The organism is Bradyrhizobium sp. S3.2.6 (assembly GCF_040546885.1).
GTDB classification, from domain to species: domain Bacteria; phylum Pseudomonadota; class Alphaproteobacteria; order Rhizobiales; family Xanthobacteraceae; genus Bradyrhizobium; species Bradyrhizobium cytisi.
This window is the reverse complement of the sequence record NZ_JBEPOS010000001.1, coordinates 672841-691725: the sequence shown is the minus strand read 5'-3', so window position 1 is coordinate 691725 and position 18885 is coordinate 672841. Positions and strand designations below refer to the sequence as shown.

Genomic DNA, 18885 nt, shown 5'->3' with positions numbered 1-18885 from the left:
CCTCTCCTTCGTCATTGCGAGCGTAGCGAAGCATTCCAGGATCTTTCCGCGGAGGCAGTCTGGATTGCTTCGCTACGCTCGCAATGACGGGGAGAGAGGGGAACTCAAATCCCCAGATACTTATGCTGTAGATCCGGCTCGGCCATCAGCTCGTCCGATGTGCCGCTCCACACGGTGTTGCCGCGCTCGATGATGAAGTGGCGGTCGCAGATGCGGGCGAGGTGGTCGACGTTCTTGTCGACGACCAGGATCGACTGGCCGCGGCTCTTCAGGAGCGACAGGCAGCTCCAGATTTCTCCGCGGATCAGCGGCGCGAGCCCCTCGGTCGCTTCATCCAGGATCAGGAGCTTTGGGTTGGTCATCAGCGCGCGGCCGATGGCGAGCATCTGCTGCTCGCCGCCGGAGAGCTGGTTGCCCATGTTGGCGGCGCGCTCAGCAAGGCGCGGGAACAGCACGTAGATCGCAGCGAGCGTCCAGGGATTGGCGCTATTAAAGCGGTCGGCGGCGGCGGCAACCAGGTTTTCGCGCACGGTGAGGTTCGGAAAAATCTGGCGGCCCTCAGGCACCAGCCCGATGCCGAGCTTGGCGATCCGGTACGACGGCAGCTGCCGGACTTCCGTGCCCGCAAAACGGATGCTGCCGGCGCGTGCCGGCGTCAGGCCCATGATGGAGCGGATCGTCGTGGTCTTGCCCATGCCGTTGCGGCCCATCAGCGAAACCATCTCGCCCGGCTTGATCGACAGCGACAGGCCGAACAGCACCTGGCTGAGGCCGTAGCAGGTCTCGATGCTGTCGACGTCGAGCAGCGCGTCAGCCATCCCTTTTTCAGCCATGGTGCGTCACCACATGCTGATCGCCGAGATAGGCGCGCTTGACGTCCTCGTTGGCGCGGATCGCGGCCGGGTCGCCGGAGGCAATGACGCGGCCATAGACCAGCACCGAGATGCGGTCGGCCAGCGCGAACACCGCGGGCATGTCGTGCTCGACCAGCACGATCGAGACCTCTTTGCGCAGCTCCTGGAGCAGCGTCACCATACGCTGGGATTCGGTGACGCCGAGGCCCGCCATCGGCTCGTCGAGCAGCAGCAGTTTTGGCTTGCTGGCCAGCGCGACCGCAAGCTCGATCTGGCGCCGCTCGCCATGGCTGAGCCTGCTCACTACGACGTCGGCTCGGTGCAACAGGCCGACGCGGTCGAGCGCGGCATGCGCGGCATCGCGCAGGCCCCTCTCCTTGCGGGCATTGGCGAAGAAACGGAATGAGTGACCTGCATGCGCCTGCGCCGCCAGCGCGACATTGTCGGCGGCGGTGAAGTCGAGCAGCAGGGAAGTGATCTGGAACGAACGCGCGAGGCCCAGCGCGCAGCGGCGATAGGCCGGCAGATAGGTGATATCGCGGCCGCCCAACGAGACGCTGCCGGAATGCGGCTCGAGATGCCCGGTGAGCTGGCTGATCAACGTGGTCTTGCCGGCGCCGTTCGGGCCGATGATGGCGTGCAGCTCGCCCGCGGCAACGTCGAGCGAGACGTTATCCGTCGCTGTGATGCCGCCGAAACGGCGCACCAGCTTTTCGACGCGGAGCAGCGGTTCAGCCACGATTGAGCCTCCCCAGCAGGCCCATGATGCCGCCACGGCCGAACAGCACGATCAGCAGCAGCAGCGGACCCATGATCAGCGCCCAATATTCGGTGATCTGCGACAGAAACTCTTCCAGCAGCAGATAGACCACGGCGCCCATGACAGGGCCGAACAGCGTGCCCATGCCGCCCAGGATCACCATCACCATGAGATCGCCGGAGCGGGTCCAGTACATCATAGCCGGGCTGACGAAATCGGTGTTGTTGGCGAGCAGCGCGCCGGCGAGCCCGCACATTGTGCCGGAGATGACGAAGCAGACGAGCTGGTAGCGCTTGGCGGGAAAGCCGATCGCCTGCATGCGCTGCTCGTTGGAACGCAGGCCCTGCACCACGAGGCCGAAGCGCGAATTGACGATGCGCCAGATCAGGAAGATCACCGCGAACAGGCAGGCCAGGCAGAGATAATAGAACTGCGTCCGGTTCGACAGGTTGATCAGCCCGGAGAAGTCGCTGCGCTTGTAAACGGTCAAGCCGTCGTCGCCGCCATAACGTGCGAGGCCCGAGGCGACGTAATAGGCCATCTGCGCGAAGGCGAGCGTGATCATGATGAAATAGACGCCGCGGGTACGCAGAGACAGCGCGCCGATCACCAGAGCGTAGATCGCAGACGCCGCGAGCGCGACCGGAAACTGGATGAAGCCGGAGCCTGTGCCTTCCTGCGCCAGCATGCCGACGGCGTAGCCGCCTATGCCGAGATAGACAGCGTGGCCAAAACTCATCATGCCGCCAAACCCCATGATGAGGTTGAGGCTTGCCGCCGCCAGCGCCAGGATGACGATGCGGGTGAACAGCGTCATGATGAAGATGTTGCCGGACAGGTACGAATAGAGCGGCAGCAGCAAGAGGCCCGCCAGCATCAGGGCCGTGACGGCCTTGCTCACAGTAAAAGCCTTCATCGACGGTTGGCCGGGAACAGCCCCTCCGGCCGCACCACCAGCACGATCGCCATCAGCAGGTAGATCAGCATGGACGACAGCGCGGGCGCGGCGGTGGAGGCAGCGGCGCCACTCAGCACCTGCCGCAGCAGATTGGGCAGGAAGGCGCGGCCGAGCGTGTCGATCATGCCGACGAAGATCGCAGCGAGGAACGCGCCGCGGATCGAGCCGATGCCGCCGATCACGATGATGACGAAGGCGAGGATGAGGATGTTCTCACCCATGCCGATCTGCACGGTGAGGATCGGCGCCTGCATCATGCCGGCCAACCCTGCGAGCGCGGCACCGAGCCCGAACACCAGCGTGTAGAGCAGCTTGATGTTGATGCCGAGCGCGCCGATCATCTCGCGGTTGGAGGCGCCGGCACGGATCAGCATGCCGATGCGGGTGCGCATCACGCCGAGATAGAGCAGCAGCGCCACCAGCAGCGCGACGACGATGATGGCGAGGCGGTACGCCGGATAGTGGATGCCGGGCAGGATCGGCACCGGCACCGTGAGCCAGGCCGGCAGCGGCAGCGCGAGGCCCGCCGGGCCCCAGATCAGCCGCACGGCTTCATTGAAGAACAGGATCAGGCCGAAGGTCGCGAGCACGTGGTCGAGATGATCGCGCCCATAGAGATGCCGCAGCGCACTTATCTCAAGCACGATGCCGAGCACAAGAGTCGCGCCTAACGCCAGCAGCGCGCCGAGCAGGAAGCTGCCGGACCACGCCGCGAAGGTCGCAGCGAAATAGGCTCCCATCATGTAGAGCGAACCGTGCGCGAGGTTGACGAGATCCATGATCCCGAACACCAGCGTCAGGCCGGCGGCGAGCAGAAACAGCAGCAGGCCGAACTGCAATCCGTTCAAGAATTGTTCGACGACGAGCAGCATCAAAACTCTTTCAGGCGCATACGGACGCGCGCCGATGTTCGAACACAGTCGCCATCAGTGAAAGAGCTCCCCCTGCCTCTACAAGGCCGAAAAATGGGTAATGGCAGTATCGTTCCGAGGCAAGAGCGATTCCGCGCCAGACATGCACTTTGTTGCATGCCGGTGCATGCGATCAAAATCAGGCCGTGCAAAACCGGCCCTGCAAGAAGACTGCCGCGCAGGGTGGGTCAGCCTGCCGCACCCAAACGATCACCCTCCCGCCGTTGCCGGAGAGAGGGTGTGCCGCTTGTCGGAATGGAGATACGTCTAGTGCGACGTGATCTGGTGGGGGAGATCATCCGGCTCGTTGAGCTCGCTGTTGGCCGTCGAGGCCTCCAGCGCCGCCATCCGGAACAGATAGGCCAGCGTCGCCAACCCGGTGTCTTCGGCCATCTGCGCCAGCTCGAGCGCCATGTCGGACATGTAGCCGAGATTCTCGTCCTTGGTTTGCGCCATGATCTGGCTGTCTCGCATCATGTTCGACATCTCAGGCGCTCTTTCGTTGCGCGGCGGTGCGGCCGCAGAGGTTGGCGTGGGCGACGGCATCCAGACGCGGGCCGTCCTGACGCACGACCGAAGCCATGCCGACACGATCATGCAGGGAATCGACCGTCTCCTGACGAACTTCGATGGTGGCCGCCATGGTCCAGGCGTTCTCCACGAGCTCCGGCAGACCGAGCGGGGTGACGACGAAGCCGGCCTCATGGAAGCGCGGCAACCACCACGTCTCCATGATCGCGCTGACCTGCGCGATGCCCTGGCTGAGGCAAAACTCCTGCACCGCTGCCATGAGTTGCAGATTGAGAGCTCCGTCGCGGCGGTCGCGTACGACGAAATAGCGCGACCATTCCCAGACCAGCGGATCCGCAGGGCAGCCGCGAATCGCCGCCAGATGCGGGAAGACCTCGCTCATCATCGAGGGCTTGGTCGTCGGGTAGAGCCGGTGGCCGCCAATAACGCGGCGCCCCTCGAGCGCAAGCAGATAGACGGTGTCCTTGTTGTCGTAGGAGTCGATCTCGCGGCAATCCGGTTTGCGCAACGTTTCCCAGTGCCGCTCTTCGACAAAGATGTCGTGACGTAGCCGGAAATGCTGCTCGATAACGTCTTCGTAAAGGTGGCGATTTAGCGCGGTAATTGCATGAATCATGAAAGCCCCCATCTTTCCTCAATGGGGGGCAGCCTCTGCGAAAAGAGGCCGGCTCGGTATTGGGAAATTTCCCAGTATGTCGCTTAGGGACTGATGATCTTGTGGCGGATTGCCAACGCAACCGCATGCGTACGGTTGACCGCTCCCAGTTTGCGCGCGGCGGTTGCAAGATGCTCCTCGGCGGTGCGCTGCGTAATGTGCAGGATCTCGCCGATCTCCCAGGCCGACTTGCCTTGCGAGGCCCAGACGATCACCTCGCGCTCGCGCGGGGTGAGGCGCGTCAACTGATGCGGCGTCGGATCGAGCAGACGGCGAATATGATCAAAGCCATACATCGCCATCAGGTGCAGGGCCGGCTTGCTGCGGGCATTGAGATCGAGATGGATGCCGCCGAGCGAGACGGCCGCCTCATATCCGGTAAGCCCGTGAATCGGGACGATGAAGCCGCGCGACATGCGAAAATCGGTGGCGCGGTTCATGACCTCCGCCGCACCCGGATCGAGCTCGGCATTGTAAGGCGCTTCGGACCACTCAAACGGGTTGACCGATTGCCGGCACATCCGCACCACCGGGTCAACGCGGTCATAATTGTTCTCGGTGTACAGGCTGAACCATGCCGCCGGCCAGCGCTTGGCGAGCACCATCTGCGCGAACCGCTGGTCGGGATTCGGCAACCCCGTCACGATAATGGTTTCGAAGCCAAAGCGTCCGAAGGCCCCTTCGAGCGCATTCATTGCGTCCGGAACCCTACGATAGGCTTGCAGCCCTTCGATGAAGTCCAGCGCTTCCCGGCCATAGTCGACGGCGGACATCGGTGCGTTCCCTGACCCTCGCCGCTCCGTATAGCACGTCTTTAGGGGCCGCCTCAATTCGCCGCTTCCGTAGTTTCCCGGTGTGCCATTGGCTCTGCAGATTCAATCTACTTGTGGAGGAAGTGACGTCAAGTTACACCTAAGGCGTCTAGAGCGGGAAAGCCACGATGGAAGACGAGAACATCGCCCTCAACAGCGTGCTCGGCCTGGAATTGAATCGCGTGTTTTTCGCCGTGCGCGATACGGCAAACAAGCAGAAGATCATCGAGTTCGCGCGCGACGTGCTGCAAGGCGAGCGCGACGAGCTCGTTGACAGCGCCTCACCGGAAAACCCTGCGGGCTAGCATGCAGGTCGCAGCAGACGGCGCCGATGCAACCGATCGCGCGACGATGCTTTCAATTTTAGCGCGCTGCTCTTGGTCGAAACACCCTGACTGCGACGTTACCCGTGCTCCTCCGCCCCCACTAAAGTCACACTTGCCGCTGGATGACATCACCGCTGTCGTGAGATGATCGCCGCCACGATCGTCTTTCGGATGCCAAGACCATGATGACTCTGCGCCAGGTTGAAGTGATCCGTGCCGTGATGGTGACGGGCACCATTGGCGGCGCGGCGAAGCTGTTGAACGTGTCGGCGCCGGGGATCAGCCGCCTGGTCAAATACACCGAGCGCTCGCTCGGCATCCGCTTCTTCCAGCGCCAGAACGGCCGCTACTTCCCGACGCCGGAAGCCGAGAACATTTTCGAGCAGATCAACGGCGTCTACAAGAAGGTCGACGATCTCTCCGAGATCATCTCCAAGATCGGCCGCGGCGGATTGTCGGAACTGCGGATCGGCTCGGTGCCGAGCATCTCGCAGGTGATGGTGCCGCGCGCGATCGAGCGTGTCCGCCGCCGCTATCCCGATCTCGGCATCGATATCAACATCCTCAAGCTCGAGGAAGCGATCGACTATCTCATGCTCGGCCGCGGCGAATGCGTGGCGATGAGCTACCGGCTGGAGCATTCCGGCCTCGACTTCATGCCGCTCGCCTCGGGCGAGCTCTATTGCATCGTGCCGCCCGGCCACGAGCTTGCCGGCCGCAAGCAGGTCTCCGCCGCGGAGATCACCCGCTATCCGCTGATCGGCATCGATCCGAACGATCCCTACGGCCGGATCATGGCCGAGATCTTTGCGCGCCACCGCCTCGACTACAACATCACCATCCGTGCGCGCTTCGGCACCACGGTCTGCGCGCTGGTGAAGGCCGGGCTCGGCATTGCCATCATCGACCAGTTCACGGTGGCCCATGGCGGCTATCCCGGGATCGAGCTGCTCAAGATCACCGAGCCGACGCGGTTCGACACCTATATCGCAGTCAAGCGCGGCGCACCGCTGTCGCTCCATGTCGAGTATTTCATCGAGTCGCTCCGTGCCGAGATGCGCGCGGTCGAGCCGTCCCGAGGCAACGGCAAGGCCACTTCAGGGCGTGGACGGAAGAAATAACACTATGTTAGGTTTAACAGATAAATGGGTAATTGTGTTAGGCGGAGGAAAGACTATCGTCCCACTTGGAATTGCGCGAATTTCGCGGCTAATGGCCGGAAATGAACGCATCTCACCAGGCGATAGTGGATCATGTCAAAGCGCGGACCTGCCGCTTCCAAGAAGCTCCTGACCGGCCTGATCGGCGCGCCGATCGCGCATTCCGCCTCTCCCGCCATGCATGAGCGCGCTGCCGAGGCCCTCGGCCTGCGCGGCCATTACCAACTCATCGAGGTCGCCGGCGCTGACGCGACCGCGCTCGGCATGATGCTGGAGGGCGTGCGGCGGCTCGGCTTTGCCGGCGTCAACGTGACCTTTCCCTACAAGGAAGCGGTGGTCCCGCTGCTCGACGAGCTGGCGCCGGCTGCGGCCGCCATGGGCGCGGTCAACACCGTCGTCGTCAAGGACGGTCGCCTGATTGGCCACAACACCGACACCACGGGCTTTGCGCACGCCGTCACGCCGCTGCTGGCGCCCACCGGAAATGCGGTTGCCGTGATCGGCACCGGCGGCGTCGGCAAGGCGATCGCCTTTGCGCTGGCGAGCCTGAAGGTGGCTGACATCCGCATCTTCGACAGTGAACCGGCGCGGGCCGAAAGACTCGCCGCGCTGCTCGCCAAACAGGGTGGCGCCAGGGTGGCCACGAGTGTCGAGGACGCGCTCGACGGCGCCACCGGCCTCGTCAACGGCACGCCGGTCGGCATGCTCCCGAACCGGGAAACGCCAGTCGCGCCGACGCTGCTGCGTGAAAACCTGTGGGTCGCCGACGCCGTCTATTCGCCGCTGATCACACCCTTGCTGGCCGCGGCGCAGGCCAAGGGCGCGCGGATCATGACCGGGCGCGAGCTTGCGATCTACCAGGCTGCCGACGCCTTCGAACTGTTTACGGGCCTTGCGCCATCGACCGAGGTCATGGGAGAGGCTTTTGACGCCGTGATGGCCGCGCGCAGCGCCGCCTATCAGGCAGCTTGAGGCGAAGCGGCCGGACACAAGGCCGCGGGCAACATCAAAATCAATAAATGGGAGGAGAGACCATGAAATCGACCCTACTGGCGGGCGCCCTGCTTGCCTTCGCCGCTGCAGCCGGTGTCCACGCGCAGGCAATCAAGCTCGCCGACGTCGCCGAACTCTCTGGTGGCGGTGCCACCGTCGGCACCAACTGGAAAAACGGAATCGACCTCGCGATCGAGGAGATCAACGCCAAGGGCGGCGTGCTCGGCCGCAAGCTCGAGGTCACCCATGCCGACTCGCAGTCCAACCCCGGCGTTGCCCGCGCGCAGGTGCAGAAGGCGCTCGACGCGGAGCCTTACGTGCTGCTCGGACCCGGCTATTCCGGTTCGGTAAAGGTGACCGCCCCGCTCGCAGCCGAAGCCGGCATCGCCCAGATCATGGGGGGCGAAGCCGCCGAGCTGACCCAGGCCGGCAACAAGTTCCTGTTCCGCACCTCGTTCGGCCAGCAGTCCTCGATGCCGAAGGTCGCAAAGTACATCCACGACGACATGAAGGCGAAGTCGGTCGCGGTGGTCTGGGTCAACAATGACTTTGGCCGCGGCGGGCGCGACGTCGTGGTCAAGGAGCTGGAGCGGCTCGGCTGCAAGGTCGTCGCCGATCTCTCCACCGAGGCGGGCCAGGCCGATTTCGCCGCCGACGTCGGCAAGATCAAGGCCGCCAACCCGGACGCCGTGTTCGTCTATCTCAACGAGGAAGAGAGCGCGCGTATCCTCAAGGAGCTCAAGCGCCAGGGCGTCACCGCGCCGCTGATGGGTGAGACCACGCTGATCGGCCAGAAGGTGATCGAGCTCGCCGGTGACGCCGCCAACGGCGCGCGCGGCCATGTCGGCCTCACCACGGATGCCCCGGTCGACCTGATCAAGGGATTCCGTGACCGCTTCTCGAAGAAGTACAATTACGTTCCCGATCATAACGGCCTGAAGGGCTATCTCGCCGTCTACATGGTGAAGGCCACCACGGAGAAGATGGGCAAGATCGATTCCAAGGCCTTCGCCGACACGCTGCATGGCCTGACCATCAAGGCCGCCGACGAGCCGGGCATCTTGATGGACGTCACCTTCGATGCAAACGGCGACATCGACCGGCAGAGTTTTCTGGTCGAGGTGGTCGAAGGCAAGCAGGTCGTGAAGCAGGTGCTGCCGAAGATGAAGTGAGGTGCTTCTTTTCTCTCCTTCCCGGGGAGTTCTTCTCCCTCGCCCCACTCTTCGCGGGGAGAGATCTTTCGTCTCCCTCTCCCCGCCCTTCGCGGGGAGAGGGCGGGGTGAGGGGCTGCTTCCGCGGGTACAGTGAGAATTGAGTTCGCGGAGACAGCCCCTCACCCCAACCCTCTCCCCGTAAGAACGGGGCGAGGGAGAAGAAAGAGAGACGGGGGAGACGGAGACGACATAGCAGGACGAGGGACACGCGAGGCAATAATGTCCAATCTGTTCGATCTTCTGGTCGCGGGACTTGCCACCGGCGCGATCTACGCGCTGGTCGCGGTTGGCTTCACGCTGCTGTGGCAGACCTCGCAGACCATCAATTTCGCACAAGGCGAGTTCGTGATGCTGCCCGCGTTCTTGATGCTGGCGGCGATGCATGTCGGCGCGCCGTTCTGGCTCGCGATCATCCTTGGTATCCTCCTGTCGATGATCCTGCTTGGGCTGGCCTTCAAGATACTGCTGGTCGATCCGATGATGCGCCATGGCGTGCTACCGCTCGCGATCGCGACCATGGCGCTGGCGATCGGCATCAAGGAGGCCGTCAAGCAGTTCTTCAGCGCGGAGGCCTCGCCCTTTCCGTCGATCGTGCCGACCGGAGACATCTCCATCCTCGGCCACGCCGTGTCGCTGCAGAGCATCGGCGTCCTCGTCGTCGCCATCCTTGCCGTGTTCGGCCTGACCACGCTGCTCAACCGTACCTCGCTTGGCCACCAGATGCAGGCGGCAGCCCAAAACCCGACCGTTGCGCGCATCATCGGCGTGCCGGTCGAGCGTATGATCCTGCTGACCTTCCTGATCAACGCCTTCCTGGTCGCGCTGGCTTCGCTGCTGATCACGCCGATCTATCTGGCAAAGTTTTCGAGCGGTGAAGTGCTGGGCCAGGCCGCCTTCATCGCGGCAATCGTCGGCGGCTTCAACCAGGTGCGCGGTGCCATCGCCGGCGGCCTGTTGATCGGCGTGCTCGACAATCTCGCGGCGTCCTATGTCTCGACGCAATACCGCGCGGCCGTGCCGCTGATCTTCCTGATCGTGGTCATCCTGTTCCGGCCGCAAGGACTGCTCGGCCGCGCCGAGGAGCGCACGGTATGAGCGGCTTCGTCAAACCCCTGAAGATCGCGCTCGGCCTGATCGTCATAGTCGGCCTGATCGTCATTCCCATGAACTTCAACCGCTACGGCCTGTTCATCCTGAGCCAGTGGGCGGTGATGACCATCGCCGCGATGGGGCTGAATCTCACGCTTGGTTATGCCGGGCAGGTTTCGCTGGCGCAGGGCGCTTTCGTGGGTATCGGCGCCTATGCGGCCGCGATCATGACGACGCATGGCTGGCCGCTGCCGGCCGCGATTGTCGTCGCGATCGCCTTAAGCTTCGCGGTCGGCTGGGTGCTCGGCTATCCCGCGCTGCGCGTGCAGCACCACTACCTCGCCTTCGTCACGCTTGCCTTCTCCACCCTCGCCTTCCTGGTGTTCCGCAACGAGAGCTGGCTCACTGGCGGCATCTACGGCATCTCCAACATTCCGCGGCCGCATGTCTTCGGCATCGCGACCAACAAGCCGCTGCCATTCTACTATATCTGCCTCGGCTCGCTCGCCATCGTGTCCGTCGCGGTCTGGTGGCTGATTCGTTCGCCCTGGGGCCGCGCCTTCATGGCACTGCGTGAAAATCCGCTGCGTGCGCAATCGCTCGGCATCGATACCCGCCGCTACACGCTGATGGCCTTTGCGATCGGCTCGGCGCTCGGCGGCGTCGCCGGCGCGCTCTATGCGCCGCTGACGCAATATATCGACCCTGTGCCGTTCAACCTGTCGCTGTCGCTCGATCTCCTGATGATGGTGATCGTCGGTGGCGCCGGCTTCTATTTCGGCCCGTTCCTCGGCGCGATGATCGCGGTGCTGCTGCCGGAATGGCTGCGCTTCACGGAAGGGTATTATCTGATGCTCTACGCGATCGCGGTGATGGGACTTCTGATCTGGTCGCCGACGGGCATCCTGGGAATCCTCGACCGCACTATGGCCGCACGGCGCACCAAGGCAGCCTCCGAGCTGCGCGCCGTCGCCAAGTCCCGCCTGGAGACGGCGCAATGAGTGCGGTCCTCGAAGTCACCGACATCAAGAAGAGCTTTGGCGGCATCACTGCGGTCGACGGCGTCTCGTTCGATGTTCGCGAGGGCGAGATCCTCGGCCTGATCGGCCCGAACGGCTGCGGCAAATCCACCCTGTTCAACTGCATCCTCGGCCAGCTCACGCCATCAGGCGGCGAGGTCAAGCTCGACGGCAAGGTCGTCACGGGCTTGCGCCCCTCCGAGCTCAACAAGCTCGGCGTCAGCCGCACCTTCCAGCTCCTGCAGGTGTTTCCAAAACTCTCGGTGCGCGAGAACCTGATCCTCGCAGGCCAAGAGCATCAGGGCAACATGGCCTCGCGCCTCGTCGGCCGCTCCGATGCCGGGCTGACCGACACCGCCGACCAGATGATCGGCTTCTTCAAGCTCGATCATCTCGCCGAGGAACCTGCCGGCGGCCTCTCCTACGGCCAGCAGAAGCTGCTCGACGCTGCCATGGCCTTCATGGGCGGGCCGCGCCTGGTGTTGCTCGACGAGCCCGCCGGCGGCGTCAATCCGACGATGCTGTCGGATCTGAAGGAACGCCTCGTCGCGATCAACCGCGAGAAGAATGCGACCTTCGTCGTGATCGAGCACAACATGGAGTTCGTGATGTCGCTGTGCTCGCGCGTGATAGTGATGGCGGAAGGCAAGGTGCTGGCGATGGGGCGGCCGGACGAGGTGCGCAAGAACCCCGCCGTGATCGAAGCCTATCTCGGACATTAGGGAAAGCGAGCCATGAGCGATCCGATCCTCTCGGTTCACAACCTCGTCGGCGGCTACGGCAAGATGACGATCCTGAACGGCACGACGTTTTCGGTGCCGCCGGCGACCATCACCACGATCATCGGCCCGAACGGCGCCGGTAAATCCACCGTGTTCAAGGCGATCTTTGGCCTGCTCAAGCTGCGCGAAGGCAAGATCAATTTTGCCGGCCGCGACGTCACCAATTTGAGCCAGCGCGCGCTGCTCAACGCCGGCATCTGCTATGTGCCGCAAGGCCGCAACATCTTTCCGGAACTGTCGGTCCGCCACAACATCGAGCTCGGCGGCGTCGCGGCAGGCAAGGACATCGACCTGCCGACGCGCATCGAGGCCACGCTCGACCTGTTCCCCGCGCTCCGCCGCAAGTCGGCACAGCAGGCCTCGACGCTCTCCGGCGGCGAGCAGAAGCAGCTCGAGATCGCCCGCTCGCTGTTGCTCGAACCAACGCTCGTGCTGGTCGACGAGCCCTCGATCGGCCTGTCGCCGCTGATGGTGCAGCAGACCTTCGATATTCTGAAGAGCCTGCGTGAGCGCGGCGTCACCGTCCTGATGATCGAGCAGAACGCGCGCTCGGCGCTGGAGATCTCGGATATCGGCATCGTGCTGGAACTCGGCCAGACCCGCATGGTCGACAAGGCTGAACGCATTTTAAACGATCCGCGCATCGGGCAATTGTTCCTGGGTGGCGCCATGGAGGAGAGTGCGGCATGAACAAGCGCTCCATTGCAACGGTCTCACTCAGCGGGGCCCTCGACGAAAAGCTTCGCGCCATCGCGTCCGCCGGCTTCGAGGCAGTCGAGATCTTCGAGAACGACCTGCTGTCGTTCGGATCAGGCCCGCGCGACATCGCAAGTCTCTGCAAGGACCTCAATCTCGATATCTGCGCATTCCAGCCTTTCCGCGATTTCGAGGGCATGCCGGAGCCGCAGCGCTCGCGCAATTTTGCCCGCGCCGAGCGCAAATTCGATCTGATGCAGGAGCTCGGCACCGATTTGCTGCTGATCTGCTCCAATGTCTCCCCTCACTCGCTCGGCGGCATCGACCGCGCAGCCGATGATTTTCGCGAGCTGGGTGACCGCGCCGCCAAGCGGTCTTTGCGCGTCGGCTACGAGGCGCTGGCCTGGGGCCGCCACGTCAACGACCATCGCGACGCCTGGGAGATCGTGCGGCGCGCCGATCATCCCGCGATCGGCGTCATCCTCGACAGCTTTCACGCGCTGGCGCCGGGCTTCCCGGTGCGCGCGATGGCCTCGATCCCCGGCGACAAGATCTTTCTGGTGCAGCTGGCCGACGCGCCAAAGCTCGAGCTCGACATCCTGTCGTGGAGCAGGCACTTCCGCTCCTTCCCCGGTCAGGGCGATCTGCCGGTCGGCGAGTTCATGCAGGCGGTCGCGGCGACCGGCTATTCCGGGCCGTGGTCGCTGGAGATCTTCAACGACCAGTTCCGCGCCGGCTCGGCGGCGCAGACCGCGGTGGACGGCCTGCGCTCGCTGATCCTGTTGCAGGACCAGCTCGCCCCGGATTGGCCAAAGCTCGTCGGCGAGCCCCTGGCGCCGAAGGCCAAGAGCAGCGGCACGGGCTTCATCGAGTTCGCCGTCAACGAGACCAAGGCCGGCGAGCTCGCGCATCTGTTTTCACAGCTCGGCTTCCGCAGAAGCGGCAAGCATCGCAGCAAGGCGGTGGAGCGCTGGTCGCAGGGCAAGGTCGAGCTCGTGATCAATTGCGAGACCGACGGCTTTGCGCATTCGCATTACGTCACGCACGGTCCCGGCGTTTGCGCCATCGCGCTCGACGTCGATAATGCGGGGCTTGCCATGCAGCGGGCCGAGACGCTGAAGGCGCGCACCTTCTACCAGCCGGTTGGGCCGGGCGAGCTGGAGATCCCCGCGATCCACGGCGTCGGCGGCAGCCTTCTTTATTTCCTCGACCAGGCCGGCAAGAACTGGGACACGGATTTTGCGCCGATTGCGAGCGACGCCAGCGCGGATGCGCTGCTCGCCATCGACCACATCGCGCAGTCGATGCCTTATGACGAGATGCTGTCCTGGCTGCTGTTCTACACCGGCATCCTCGACCTCAAGCGCCTGCCGCAGATGGAGATCGCCGACCCCCGCGGCCTGGTGCAGAGCCAGGCCGTCATCAACGGCGACCAGAGCCTGCGCTTCGTGCTCAACGGCTCCTCCGCCAACCGCACGCTGCCGGCGCGTTTCATCTCGGAGTTTTTCGGCTCAGGCGTGCAGCATGTCGCGTTCGCGTGCGAGGACATCTTTGCCACCGTCGCCGCGATGCGCGCCCGCGGCGCGGACTTCCTGGATATTCCGGATAATTATTACGACGACATCGAAGCCAAATACGACCTCGCGCCCGATGTCATGGCAAAGCTCCGCGCCAACCACATCCTCTACGACCGCGAGGGCAACGGCGAATTCTTCCAGGTCTACACGCACATTTTTGATGAGCGGTTCTTCTTCGAGATCGTCGAGCGAAAGAATTATCAGGGGTTTGGTGCGGCAAATGCCGGGATCAGGCTAGCAGCGCAATCCCGAGAGGTCCGGCCCGCGAGCATGCCGCGGTTATAGGTCTTACCCTCTCCCCACTAGCTCGCCGCATAGCGGCGAGACGGGTCTTTCCTCAACCGCGATGCTGAATTTGCGGAGAGATACCCCTCATCCGGCGCTTCGCGCCACCTTCTCCCACAAGGGGAGAAGGGACAACGTCACCTGTGGCTATTTCATCGTGCACTTGTCGTGGAAGCGATCCTGGTCGTTCTCAACGATCGTCGCCACCGTCTTCAGCGAGAGCTGGCCTTCGGCGTCCTTGACGACGTCCTGCAGATAGAAGCTCTGCACCGGAATGTGGTTGTTGCCGTATTTGAAGGCGCCGCGCAGCGATTTGAAGTTGGCCTTCTCCATCTCGGCCTTCATCGCGTCCTTCTTGCTGGTGTCGCCCTTCACCGCGACGACCGCGCTATTGATCAGCTGGGCCGCGTCATAGGCTTGCGCACCGTAATAGGTCGGGCGCAGGCCGGTGTACTTCTTGCGATAGTCGGTGACGAAGCGCTTGTTCTGCTCGTTGGGCAAGTCATTGACCCACTCCTGCGCGCCCGGAACGCCGAGCGCGTTCTCCTTCTGGAGCGGCAGCGACAGCTCGTCGACGGTAAAAGCGGTGTAGAGCGGCATCGTGCTCTTGAGGCCCGCCTGCGCATATTGATTGAGGAACTGCACGCCGGCCGGACCGGGATAGAACACGAAGATCGACTCGGCGCCCGAGGCGCGCGCCTTGGAGAGCTCAGCGGAGAAGTCGAGCTGGCTCGGCCAGACCGTGTATTCCTCGCCCTTGACCTCACCCTTGAACGTGCTCTTCACGCCCGCGAGCATGTCCTTGCCGGCCGCGTAGTTCGGGCCGATCAGAAACACGCTCTTGACGCCCTTCTGGTTCATGTAGAGGCCCATGGCGGCGGGCGTCTGGTCGTTCTGCCACGAGGTCGAGAACACGTAGGGCGAGCACAAATCGCCGGCGAGCTGCGACGGGCCCGCATTGGCCGAGATCAGGAAGGTCTGCGAGTCCACCGCGGTCTTGAGCGAGGCCAAGAGCACGTTCGACCAGATGTAGCCGGCGAGGAAATCGACCTTGTCGGATTGCACCAGCTTCTCGGTCTTCTGCTTGCCGACGTCAGGCTTCTGCCCGTCATCCTCGTAGATCACCTCGACTGGCTTGCCGTCCATCTTGCGGCCCATGTGGTCGAGCGCGAGCTCGAAGGAGTTGCGCATGTCGTTGCCGATCACGGCGCCCGGTCCGCTGAAGGTCGAGACGAAACCGATCTTGATGGTGTCGCCGGCGAATGCCTGATTTGCCAGCACCAGCGCCGCCGCGCCCGCCAGCCAGAATGCCATCTTCATAACCACTCCCCTCCTTATTATTGATCCCGGAAACGGGGTGATCGCCGCCCGGGTCTGTCTCTATTGAACGCAAAATCTGTCGGGCCGCCAATGGCTCAGCGCCCTCCCTTGCACCATATTTCGCCCCAAACGGCGATGGCAAGAAATATAATTCTACCTACTTCGGCCAAGTCCGGTCCAAGGCTGCGGCGCTTTTTCGCGGGGGGCCGGTCGATATGCCGAGCCTATTTCCGTGATTGATGACAGCTATTGGACCGCGGCGCCCAATCGGCACTTAAATGAGGAAATAGAGCAGCGAGATTCGAGGGTACATCATGACCACGACACCACATCGCGTCGTCATCGTCGGCGCCGGCTTCGGCGGGCTGGAGACGACCTACCGGCTGGCGGGCGCGCCAGTCGAGATCACGCTGATCGACCGCCGCAACCATCATCTGTTTCAGCCGCTGCTCTACCAGGTCGCGACCGCCTCGCTTGCGACCAGCGAGATTGCCTGGCCGGTCCGCCATCTCATGCGCGACCGGCGCGAAGTGACGACGCTGTTTGCGACCGTCAGCGGCGTTGATGCTGCCAGGCGCTGCGTGCTGATCGACGACGGCAGCGAGGTGCCTTACGACACGCTGGTGCTCGCGACCGGCGCGCGGCATGCCTATTTCGGCCATGACGAGTGGGAGACATGGGCGCCAGGGCTGAAGACGCTGGAAGACGCGACCACGCTGCGCCGTCACATCCTGGTGGCGTTCGAGCGCGCCGAGCGCGAGACCGATCCGGCCAAGCGCGCGGCGCGGCTGACCTTCGTGATCGTCGGTGCCGGTCCCACCGGCGTCGAGCTTGCCGGCACCATCGCCGAAATGGCGCACCACACGCTGCCCGGCGATTTCCGCAACATCGATACCACCAAGGCGCGCGTCGTACTGATCGAGGCCGGCCCGCGCGTGCTTGCGGGCTTTCCCGACGACCTCTCGGCCTATGCGCAAGCCTCGCTCGAGAAGATCGGCGTCGAGGTCGTGCTCGGACAGGCCGTCACCGAGATCAATCGTGAGGGCGTCGTGTTCGGCGCCAAGCTGCTCGAGGCAAAGACCCGGATCTGGGCCGCCGGCGTGCGGGCCTCGCCCGCCGCGGAATGGCTGGGCGCACCGGCCGATCGCGCAGGGCGCGTGCAGGTCGAAGACGACCTGACGATTCCCGGCCATCCCGAGATCTTCGCGATCGGCGACACCATCAATATCAACGCCTGGGAAGGCAAGCCGGTGCCCGGCATCGCGCCGGCCGCGAAGCAGCAGGGCAAGCATGTCGCCGAGACCATCAAGGCCCGGCTGCGCGGCGAGAACAAGGGAGCGTTCCGCTACAAGCACGCCGGCAGCCTCGCCCAGATCGGCAAGCGTCTCGCGGTGATCGATTTCGGCAAGATCAAACTGCGCGGCACCATCGCGTGGTGGATCTGGGGCATCGCCCACATCTATTTCCTGATCGGCCTACGCCACCGCCTCAGCGTAGCGCTGAGCTGGCTCTGGATCTACGCCCGCGACCAGCGCGCGGCGCGATTGATCACGCAGGGCAGCAGCAAGGTGGTGTAGGGGTGCTTCTCTCGTGTCCCGGACGCGGCGCGGCATGAAATGACGCGACGCCGAGCCGGGACCCAGCAGTCATGGGCCCCGGCTCTGCAGCGCAGCGCTACGCGCTGCACTGCGTCCGGGGCACGAGATCTACTTCGCCAACTCGCACCCACCCTCCGCCATCGGGCGAAACGCCTGCTCCGCGGGAATCGTCGAGACCAGCTTGTAATAGTCGTAGGGATATTTCGACTCTTCCGGCTTCTTCACCTCGAACAGATACATCGGATGCACGACGCGGCCGTCCTGGCGGATCGCGGTGTCGCCGAACAGTCTGTCCTTGCCCTTAAATTTCTTCATCTCGGGCACGACGTCCTTGGCATTGTCGCTGCCGGTCGCAGCGACCGCGTTGAGATAGGCGAGCGTGGAGGCATAAACGCCGGCCTGGTTGCCGCTCGGCATCTTGCCGTTCATGCCGGGACGCGCGGCGAAGCGTTTTGCAAACGCGCGGGTGTCATCGTTCATGTCCCAGTAAAAGGCTTCCATGAGCTGCAGGCCCTGCGCCACCTTGATGCCCATGCCGTGAACGTCGTTGATGAAGAGCAGGAAGGCGACGAGCTTCTGGCCGCTCTGCTGGATGCCAAACTCGGCGGCCTGTTTCACGGCGTTGATGGTGTCGCCGCCGGCATTGGCAAGGCCGATCACCTGCGCTTTCGAGCCCTGCGCCTGCAACAGGAACGAGGCGAAGTCGGAGGTGCCGAGCGGATGTTTTGAGGAGCCGAGCACCTTGCCGCCATGGCCCTCGATATATTTCTGCGCCTCCGCCTCGATGCCCTTGCCGAGCGCGTAGTCGACCGTCAGAAAATACCAGTCCTTGCCGCCGCGCGACATCATCGCCGCTGCCGTGGTGTTGCCGGTCGCCCAGGTGTCGTTGACCCATTGGATGGTATTCGGCGAGCAGGCCTTGCCCGTGAGATCGGCGCTCGCGGTCGACGACGCCAGGTACGTCATGCGACTGTCGCGCAGCAGCGTGTTGATGGAGAGCCCGACCGCGGAGTTCGGCACGTCGACGATCGCATCGACGCCTTCGACGTCGAGCCATTTGCGCGCGATGGCGTTGCCGACATCGGCCTTGTTCTGGTGATCGGCATAGACGATCTCGACCTTGATGCCCTTAGCCCCGCCGTTGAAATCCTCGGCCGCCATGCGCGCGGCCTCGACCGAGCCCATGCCGTTGGTGTCCTGAAAAATGCCGGAGATGTCGTTGAGCACGCCGACGCAAACGACATTGTCGGATATCTCGGCGCTCGCGGCGCCGCCGATCAGGCTCGCAGCGAGCGCGAGCGTCCACTTCAAGTTCTTCATTGGTCCCTCCCCTTGATTGGTTTCG

General features: G+C 63.7%; 19 protein-coding genes. 10 read left to right on the top strand and 9 right to left on the bottom strand.

Annotated elements, in window-relative coordinates; genetic code table 11:
- Positions 1–104: 104 nt before the first annotated feature.
- The 7 genes from ABID58_RS03195 to ABID58_RS03165 form a co-directional block, all read right to left on the bottom strand.
- Entirely contained in the window at positions 105–833 is a 729-nt protein-coding gene (locus ABID58_RS03195; protein ID WP_354031497.1) for an ABC transporter ATP-binding protein, read from the bottom strand.
- Positions 826–1593, bottom strand: coding sequence for an ABC transporter ATP-binding protein (locus tag ABID58_RS03190; RefSeq protein ID WP_148750990.1), 768 nt, complete (start codon positions 1591–1593; stop codon positions 826–828). Before ABID58_RS03190 ends, ABID58_RS03195 begins: the two co-directional genes overlap by 8 nt.
- Positions 1586–2530 (bottom strand): branched-chain amino acid ABC transporter permease, encoded by a 945-nt coding sequence (locus tag ABID58_RS03185; protein WP_148750991.1) that lies wholly within the window; start codon positions 2528–2530, stop codon positions 1586–1588. Before ABID58_RS03185 ends, ABID58_RS03190 begins: the two co-directional genes overlap by 8 nt.
- Complete coding sequence (locus ABID58_RS03180; protein ID WP_148750992.1) at positions 2527–3444, bottom strand: branched-chain amino acid ABC transporter permease; 918 nt, start codon at positions 3442–3444, stop codon at positions 2527–2529. Before ABID58_RS03180 ends, ABID58_RS03185 begins: the two co-directional genes overlap by 4 nt.
- A gap of 306 nt (positions 3445–3750) precedes the next feature.
- Positions 3751–3969, bottom strand: a complete 219-nt coding sequence (locus ABID58_RS03175) for a hypothetical protein (RefSeq protein WP_354031496.1) — start codon at positions 3967–3969, stop codon at positions 3751–3753.
- 1 nt (position 3970) lies between these two features.
- Entirely contained in the window at positions 3971–4630 is a 660-nt protein-coding gene (locus ABID58_RS03170; RefSeq protein WP_354031495.1) for an acyl-homoserine-lactone synthase, read from the bottom strand.
- Between the two features lie 83 nt (positions 4631–4713).
- Complete coding sequence (locus ABID58_RS03165; RefSeq protein ID WP_354031494.1) at positions 4714–5442, bottom strand: helix-turn-helix transcriptional regulator; 729 nt, start codon at positions 5440–5442, stop codon at positions 4714–4716.
- Positions 5443–5609: 167 nt separating this feature from the next.
- Between ABID58_RS03165 and ABID58_RS03160 the strand changes: the two genes are divergently transcribed.
- The 9 genes from ABID58_RS03160 (at position 5610) to ABID58_RS03120 (ending at position 14622) form a co-directional block, all read left to right on the top strand.
- On the top strand, positions 5610–5786 hold the full coding sequence (locus ABID58_RS03160; protein ID WP_148750996.1) for a hypothetical protein: 177 nt from the start codon (positions 5610–5612) through the stop codon (positions 5784–5786).
- Positions 5787–5989: 203 nt separating this feature from the next.
- Positions 5990–6928 (top strand): LysR family transcriptional regulator, encoded by a 939-nt coding sequence (locus ABID58_RS03155; RefSeq protein ID WP_354031493.1) that lies wholly within the window; start codon positions 5990–5992, stop codon positions 6926–6928.
- A gap of 132 nt (positions 6929–7060) precedes the next feature.
- The gene (locus tag ABID58_RS03150; protein ID WP_148750998.1) at positions 7061–7939 is read left to right on the top strand and encodes a shikimate dehydrogenase; all 879 of its coding nucleotides are present in this window, start codon (positions 7061–7063) and stop codon (positions 7937–7939) included.
- A 62-nt stretch (positions 7940–8001) separates the two neighbouring features.
- A complete protein-coding gene (locus ABID58_RS03145) occupies positions 8002–9132 on the top strand; it encodes an ABC transporter substrate-binding protein (protein WP_354031492.1) in 1131 nt (376 codons plus the stop codon).
- A 261-nt stretch (positions 9133–9393) separates the two neighbouring features.
- On the top strand, positions 9394–10269 hold the full coding sequence (locus ABID58_RS03140) for a branched-chain amino acid ABC transporter permease (protein ID WP_354031491.1): 876 nt from the start codon (positions 9394–9396) through the stop codon (positions 10267–10269).
- Positions 10266–11264: a branched-chain amino acid ABC transporter permease gene (locus ABID58_RS03135; RefSeq protein WP_354031490.1), complete on the top strand. Its 999-nt coding sequence runs from the start codon at positions 10266–10268 to the stop codon at positions 11262–11264. The genes ABID58_RS03140 and ABID58_RS03135 overlap by 4 nt, the downstream gene beginning before the upstream one ends.
- Complete coding sequence (locus ABID58_RS03130; RefSeq protein ID WP_354031489.1) at positions 11261–12004, top strand: ABC transporter ATP-binding protein; 744 nt, start codon at positions 11261–11263, stop codon at positions 12002–12004. The genes ABID58_RS03135 and ABID58_RS03130 overlap by 4 nt, the downstream gene beginning before the upstream one ends.
- Before the next feature lie 12 nt (positions 12005–12016).
- Positions 12017–12754, top strand: a complete 738-nt coding sequence (locus ABID58_RS03125; RefSeq protein WP_354031488.1) for an ABC transporter ATP-binding protein — start codon at positions 12017–12019, stop codon at positions 12752–12754.
- The gene (locus ABID58_RS03120) at positions 12751–14622 is read left to right on the top strand and encodes a bifunctional sugar phosphate isomerase/epimerase/4-hydroxyphenylpyruvate dioxygenase family protein (protein WP_354031487.1); all 1872 of its coding nucleotides are present in this window, start codon (positions 12751–12753) and stop codon (positions 14620–14622) included. The genes ABID58_RS03125 and ABID58_RS03120 overlap by 4 nt, the downstream gene beginning before the upstream one ends.
- Before the next feature lie 147 nt (positions 14623–14769).
- On the opposite strand, the gene ABID58_RS03115 is transcribed toward ABID58_RS03120, so the two are convergent.
- Complete coding sequence (locus ABID58_RS03115) at positions 14770–15942, bottom strand: ABC transporter substrate-binding protein (RefSeq protein WP_148751005.1); 1173 nt, start codon at positions 15940–15942, stop codon at positions 14770–14772.
- 314 nt (positions 15943–16256) lie between these two features.
- On the opposite strand from ABID58_RS03115, the gene ABID58_RS03110 reads away from it, so the two are divergent.
- Entirely contained in the window at positions 16257–17519 is a 1263-nt protein-coding gene (locus ABID58_RS03110; RefSeq protein WP_148751006.1) for an NAD(P)/FAD-dependent oxidoreductase, read from the top strand.
- Positions 17520–17648: 129 nt separating this feature from the next.
- Here the strand turns inward: ABID58_RS03110 and ABID58_RS03105 are convergent, their stop codons facing one another.
- Positions 17649–18860 (bottom strand): ABC transporter substrate-binding protein, encoded by a 1212-nt coding sequence (locus ABID58_RS03105; protein ID WP_354031486.1) that lies wholly within the window; start codon positions 18858–18860, stop codon positions 17649–17651.
- Positions 18861–18885: the final 25 nt, after the last annotated feature.

Excerpts from the sequence above, each read along its gene's own strand:
- ABID58_RS03195 (WP_354031497.1), bottom strand. The coding sequence starts at position 833 with ATGGCTGAAAAAGGGATGGCTGACGCGCTGCTCGACGTCGACAGCATC.
- ABID58_RS03185 (WP_148750991.1), bottom strand. The coding sequence starts at position 2,530 with ATGAAGGCTTTTACTGTGAGCAAGGCCGTCACGGCCCTGATGCTGGCG.
- ABID58_RS03180 (WP_148750992.1), bottom strand. The coding sequence starts at position 3,444 with ATGCTGCTCGTCGTCGAACAATTCTTGAACGGATTGCAGTTCGGCCTG.
- ABID58_RS03175 (WP_354031496.1), bottom strand. The coding sequence starts at position 3,969 with ATGTCGAACATGATGCGAGACAGCCAGATCATGGCGCAAACCAAGGAC.
- ABID58_RS03170 (WP_354031495.1), bottom strand. The coding sequence starts at position 4,630 with ATGATTCATGCAATTACCGCGCTAAATCGCCACCTTTACGAAGACGTT.
- ABID58_RS03165 (WP_354031494.1), bottom strand. The coding sequence starts at position 5,442 with ATGTCCGCCGTCGACTATGGCCGGGAAGCGCTGGACTTCATCGAAGGG.
- ABID58_RS03160 (WP_148750996.1), top strand. The coding sequence starts at position 5,610 with ATGGAAGACGAGAACATCGCCCTCAACAGCGTGCTCGGCCTGGAATTG.
- ABID58_RS03155 (WP_354031493.1), top strand. The coding sequence starts at position 5,990 with ATGATGACTCTGCGCCAGGTTGAAGTGATCCGTGCCGTGATGGTGACG.
- ABID58_RS03150 (WP_148750998.1), top strand. The coding sequence starts at position 7,061 with ATGTCAAAGCGCGGACCTGCCGCTTCCAAGAAGCTCCTGACCGGCCTG.
- ABID58_RS03145 (WP_354031492.1), top strand. The coding sequence starts at position 8,002 with ATGAAATCGACCCTACTGGCGGGCGCCCTGCTTGCCTTCGCCGCTGCA.
- ABID58_RS03140 (WP_354031491.1), top strand. The coding sequence starts at position 9,394 with ATGTCCAATCTGTTCGATCTTCTGGTCGCGGGACTTGCCACCGGCGCG.
- ABID58_RS03135 (WP_354031490.1), top strand. The coding sequence starts at position 10,266 with ATGAGCGGCTTCGTCAAACCCCTGAAGATCGCGCTCGGCCTGATCGTC.
- ABID58_RS03130 (WP_354031489.1), top strand. The coding sequence starts at position 11,261 with ATGAGTGCGGTCCTCGAAGTCACCGACATCAAGAAGAGCTTTGGCGGC.
- ABID58_RS03125 (WP_354031488.1), top strand. The coding sequence starts at position 12,017 with ATGAGCGATCCGATCCTCTCGGTTCACAACCTCGTCGGCGGCTACGGC.
- ABID58_RS03120 (WP_354031487.1), top strand. The coding sequence starts at position 12,751 with ATGAACAAGCGCTCCATTGCAACGGTCTCACTCAGCGGGGCCCTCGAC.
- ABID58_RS03115 (WP_148751005.1), bottom strand. The coding sequence starts at position 15,942 with ATGAAGATGGCATTCTGGCTGGCGGGCGCGGCGGCGCTGGTGCTGGCA.
- ABID58_RS03110 (WP_148751006.1), top strand. The coding sequence starts at position 16,257 with ATGACCACGACACCACATCGCGTCGTCATCGTCGGCGCCGGCTTCGGC.
- ABID58_RS03105 (WP_354031486.1), bottom strand. The coding sequence starts at position 18,860 with ATGAAGAACTTGAAGTGGACGCTCGCGCTCGCTGCGAGCCTGATCGGC.